The sequence below is a fragment of the Candidatus Methylomirabilota bacterium genome (genome assembly GCA_036002485.1).
Taxonomy (GTDB): Bacteria; Methylomirabilota; Methylomirabilia; order Rokubacteriales; family CSP1-6; genus AR37.
The window spans coordinates 1-4,506 of record DASYTI010000182.1 but is presented as its reverse complement, the minus strand read 5'-3'; the positions used below and the strand labels follow the sequence as shown (position 1 = coordinate 4,506).

The window sequence follows — 4,506 nt, the reverse complement described above, 5'->3', positions numbered from 1 at the left end:
GATACGAAGCATCCGCGCGCGACCCGTACAGGTGCCGTTCAAGCGGCCGCCCATCTCGGCGAGCGGGGCGCTGCCCCACGCGGCGCTGGTGCTCATCGACCTCGAGACCGAAGAAGGCCTGACCGGACGCTCCTACCTGTTTGGATTCGCGTCCTGGACGCTCAGGCCCATCCTCGGCTGTGTGGACGCGATGGGCGACATGCTCAAGGGTGACGCCGTGGCTCCCTTCGAGATCGAGGCGAAGCTCCGCAAGCGGCTCACGCTCCTCGACACGCCGGGGCTGGTCGGTCTCGCGCTGGCCGGCGTGGACATGTGCGCCTGGGACGTCCTTGCCCAAGCCACCTCACTCCCGCTCGTCAAGCTACTCGGCGGCGAGCTGAAGCCGATCCGCGCCTACAACAGCTGCGGCCTGTGGATCCAGCCCGTGGAGAGGCTGGCCGACGAGGCCGAGGCTCTGATGGCGGAGGGTGGCTTCAGCGCGATCAAGCTGCGTCTGGGGCGCGATGATCCGAGCGAAGACCTGGCCGCTGTGCGTGCGGTCAAGAAGCGCGTGGGCGACAAGATCACCGTGATGTGCGACTACAACCAGCGCCTGACCGTCAACGAGGCGATCCTGCGCGGCCGTATGCTGGACGACGAAGGGCTCTACTGGATCGAGGAGCCGGTGCGGCACGACGACTACGCGGGCTGCGCGCGCGTCGCCGCCGAGCTCCGGACGCCGCTGCAGACCGGGGAGAACCTGGTCGACACATTCGAGCTGATCAATGCCCTCGAGGCCCGGGCCATGGACTACGTGATGCCCGACGTGCAGCGTATCGGCGGCGTCACCGGCTGGCTTCGCGCCGCAGCGATCACCCAGGCCTACGGCATGGAGATGTCGAGCCACCTCTTCCCCGAGTACAGCGCGCATCTGCTCGCGGTCACGCCCACCGGGCACTGGCTGGAGTACATGGACTGGGCCACACCCATCGTGGCCGAGCCCATCCAGGTCAAGGACGGCCACATCGTCATTCCCGATCGGCCCGGCAGCGGCATCACGTGGAACGAGGACGCTGTCAAGCGGTACGCGATCGCCTGACGCGATCAGGCGGGGATTCGCGCGGCGAAGACGGTGATCGGATAGACGCAGAAATAGTCCGGGCTCTTCAGGATGTTCGTCGCGGATCCTGCCTCGCACAGGGTGGAGCGCTCCTTCCAATCCTCTGGCGACAGCAGCTCGCGCAGGCGCTCGCCCCAGTTCCGCGTGAAGACCGTGCTCTGGATGTAGTCGTGGTCGGCGGGGCCCAGCGGGGCGCGGCGCTCCAGGAGGTAGGTGCGCACGGCCACATCGGTGAGGCCGACCGCCCGGAGTGAGGCGAGCGTGGTCTGGCGGCGCTCCTGAAACGACCGCCCGCCACCCTCATCGAGGGTGCGACGGATCTCGGCGAGCTGGATCCGTCGCTCGAGCTCCGGATGCCCGGGCAGGAAGAGGGCGGAGAGCACCTGGGACTCCTTGATGATGATGCGCCCGCCGGGTCGCACGACGCGGAGAAACTCCTTGAGGGCTTGCTCCGTCTCCACGATGTGATGGAGCACGTCGCCGCACCAGATCCAGTCGAAGCTGCGAGCAGGCTCCGGGATGCCCGTGCCATCGCCCTGGCGAAAGGCCAACCGTTTCGCGTCGAGCCGGCCGCCCACGAGAGACCGGGCCGCTTCCACGCGATCTTCTTCAGGCTCGATGCCGACCACATGGCCCGCGCTGCCCACCGCCTCGGCCAGCCAGAGGCCGTAGAGGCCGACGCCGCAGCCCACGTCGAGGCCGCGCGACCCTGGCGGCAACCCAAGATCTTCGATGATCCGTCGGGCTTCCGGCTCCTGAAAGTGATTCATCCGCTCGAGAGACTTCCAGGATGGCTCGGCTTCTCCGCTCTGTTTGGTGCCGCCGTGACGATGGGAACCGCGATGCTCGTGGGAATGGGACATGGCGGAAGCCTAGCGCAGTCACCAGGGGTTGCGCTAGGATTCCCGCCATGGATCAAGCGAGCCGATGCCGCGCTCAAGGAGGTAGCTATGAAGCACGGGTTCCGGGTTCTGGACAGCGATCTGCACACGATGGAGCCTGACGGCCTCTGGGAGCAATACCTGGACGAGCCGTTCAAGAAGTTCGCGCCGCGCTTCACCCGGCGCGCGGAGGGGGCGACGAACCAGCCGATGATCAGCGTCGGCAGCGTCGAGATTGCCGAGATGTCCAAGCGGGCGCGCACGGCGGTGGTCGGCAAGAGCCTCCAGGAGCGCGCGTTCGCCCGCCACCCTCACTACGCGCTCGCGCACTCGCGGGGCTACGACGCGGAGACGCATCTGCAGGCCATGGACATCGAGGGCATCGACGTCGCCGTGATCTACGGCACGCGCGGCCGCCAGGTCCTGATGCACGACGATCTCGACCCGCAGGTGGCAGCCGCCCTCGCGCGCGCGCACAACAACTGGACGCGGGATTTCTGCGCCATCAATCCGGGCCGGCTCAAGTTCGCCGCCCAGCTCGCCTTCCACGACATCCCGGGAGCGATTGCCGAGGCCAAGCGAGCCGTCCGCGAGCTGGGCGCCATTGCGGTGATCGGCAATCCCAACCCCATCAACGGTCGCCACATCCACGATCCGGCTTTCGAGCCGCTGTGGAGCGCGATAGAGGAGCTCGGCGTGCCCGTGGGCTTTCACCCGACCGGGCAGTCCTCGCTCCGGGACGACATCGCCCGCCGGTATCTGGATACCCCGAACGGCCGCGTCATCGGTGTGGCGGGCCGGAACCCGATCGAGCTGATGATGGCGTTTGGCAGCATGGCCGCGGGCGGCGTGCTCGAGCGCCATCCGGGGCTCCGCTGCGCCTTCCTCGAGGGCACGTGCGGCTGGCTGCCCTGGTATCTCTGGCGGCTCGACGAGGCCTGGGAGAAGTTCGGCCCGGGCTCGGAGATCCAGATCTCGCAGCTCCCGAGTCAGTACTTCTTCCGCCAGTGCTATATCGCCACCGATTCCGACGAGAAGCCACTCCGCCAGGTGGTGGAGGCGATCGGCGACGACAACATCGTCGTCTCCACCGACTACCCGCACTCGGATGGGCTCTTCCCTGTGGCCATCGAGGAGTTCACCCGCCTCGAAGGCGTCAGCGACAAGACCAAGGCCAAGATCCTCTGGGACAACTGCGCCCGGTTGTACAAACTCTCCTAGCGGGCTGTCCGGCGCATCCCTCTCCCCCGATGGGGGAGAGGGATGAAAGTCATTCGCAGAACTTGCAGGCTGGGGTGTTCCGGTCGTACGGCGGTGCCTTCAGATACTCGGCCTTGTTGTACGTCCAGAACTGCGACACGTTCGGGTAGGTGTGGATGACGGTGTTCTGGAGCTGGCCGCCCACCCGCTCGACCTTCCGGATGTACATGTTCTGGATGGGGTTGCCCAGATCGTCCATTTTCATGGGACCGCGCGCGTCATCGTTGATCTCCACCTTCCGGAGGGCGGCCATGAACTTCTCCTTGTCCTCGGCCTCCCCGTTGATGGCCCGCAGGGCGTTGTAGTAGAAGCGCGCCCCCGTGTAGCCCTCGGCGGAATAGAGCGACGTGGTGCGGTTGTAGCGCTTCTCGTACGCGGCCGAGAACTTCTTGTTGCCCGGGTTGTCCAGGGCGGAGCTGTAGAGCAGCGAGGTGATGACACCCAGCGCCTCGTCGCCCATGGCCTTGAGGATGTTCTCGTCGGTGAGGGTGCCCACGCCCACCAGCGCGATCTTTCCCTTCAAGCCGAAGTCGCTCCAGGCCTTGACGAAGCGCGGGGAGAGGCCGCCCGTGTGGCAGGCGTACACGCCGTCCACGTCCTTCTTCAGTGAGGTCAGGTAGGGGGCGTAGTCCTGGGCGGTCAACGGCGTCCAGATTCTCTGCACGACCTTCCCGCCCAGATCCTCGAACACGCGCTGGAATCCCGCGTTGGACTCCCAGCCGAAGGCGTAGTCCATGCTGATGGTGGCCACCCGGCGCAGGTTCAGCTGCTTGTAGGCATAGTCCCCGAGCGGAAAGGTGAGCTGGCTACTGGTCGCGGACGTGCGCACGATCCACCGGCTCGGCTTGCGCTGGGTGATGTCGTCGGGCGCCATCACGGGATAGATGGACGGGAGCTTGTTCTGCTCGAGGTACGGAGCGATGGCGTAGCCGGTGGCGGCCAGGAGTCCGCCCGCGATCGTGTGCACCTGCTCCTGCTCGACCAGGCGGCGGACCTTGGTGATGGCGCCCGCCGGCTCGGGATCGGAGTCCTCCACGAACACCTTGACCTCGCGGCCCGCCACCTTGTAGCCGACCTCTTCCCAGAAAAGGTTGAAGCCGTCCGTCATGTCCTTGCCCGTCTGGGAGAAGTTGCCCGTGAGGGGTCCGAAGAACCCGATGCGGATGGGCCCGCTGGCCGCGCGACCTGTGAGCGGCCGGCTGACGAGGCCAGCGCCGACCGCACCCATCCCGGCAAGGAACATGCGCCTGTTCATGAAGTCCTCCT

4 protein-coding genes are annotated in these 4,506 nt (G+C 66.6%); 2 read left to right on the top strand and 2 right to left on the bottom strand.

Translation table 11 applies throughout. The features are described 5' to 3' along the window. The first annotated feature begins 1 nt into the window (after nt 1). Nucleotides 2-1,078 carry an enolase C-terminal domain-like protein gene (locus VGT00_16940; protein ID HEV8533112.1) on the top strand — a complete coding sequence of 359 codons (1,077 nt, stop codon included), beginning with the start codon at nt 2-4 and terminating at the stop codon, nt 1,076-1,078. A gap of 5 nt (nt 1,079-1,083) precedes the next feature. Here VGT00_16940 and VGT00_16935 read toward each other — a convergent pair whose 3' ends face one another. After that, complete coding sequence (locus VGT00_16935; protein HEV8533111.1) at nt 1,084-1,869, bottom strand: methyltransferase domain-containing protein; 786 nt, start codon at nt 1,867-1,869, stop codon at nt 1,084-1,086. 180 nt (nt 1,870-2,049) lie between these two features. Here VGT00_16935 and VGT00_16930 point away from each other — a divergent pair, with 180 nt between their 5' ends. Beyond that, nucleotides 2,050-3,201 (top strand): amidohydrolase family protein, encoded by a 1,152-nt coding sequence (locus VGT00_16930; protein HEV8533110.1) that lies wholly within the window; start codon nt 2,050-2,052, stop codon nt 3,199-3,201. A 49-nt stretch (nt 3,202-3,250) separates the two neighbouring features. Here VGT00_16930 and VGT00_16925 read toward each other — a convergent pair. Continuing rightward, nucleotides 3,251-4,506: ABC transporter substrate-binding protein (locus tag VGT00_16925; protein ID HEV8533109.1), on the bottom strand; the 1,256-nt coding region annotated here is incomplete at its 5' end.

Coding starts and splice junctions, on each gene's coding strand:
- VGT00_16935 (HEV8533111.1), bottom strand. CDS start 1,869: ATGAATCACTTTCAGGAGCCGGAAGCCCGACGGATCATCGAAGATCTT.
- VGT00_16930 (HEV8533110.1), top strand. CDS start 2,050: ATGAAGCACGGGTTCCGGGTTCTGGACAGCGATCTGCACACGATGGAG.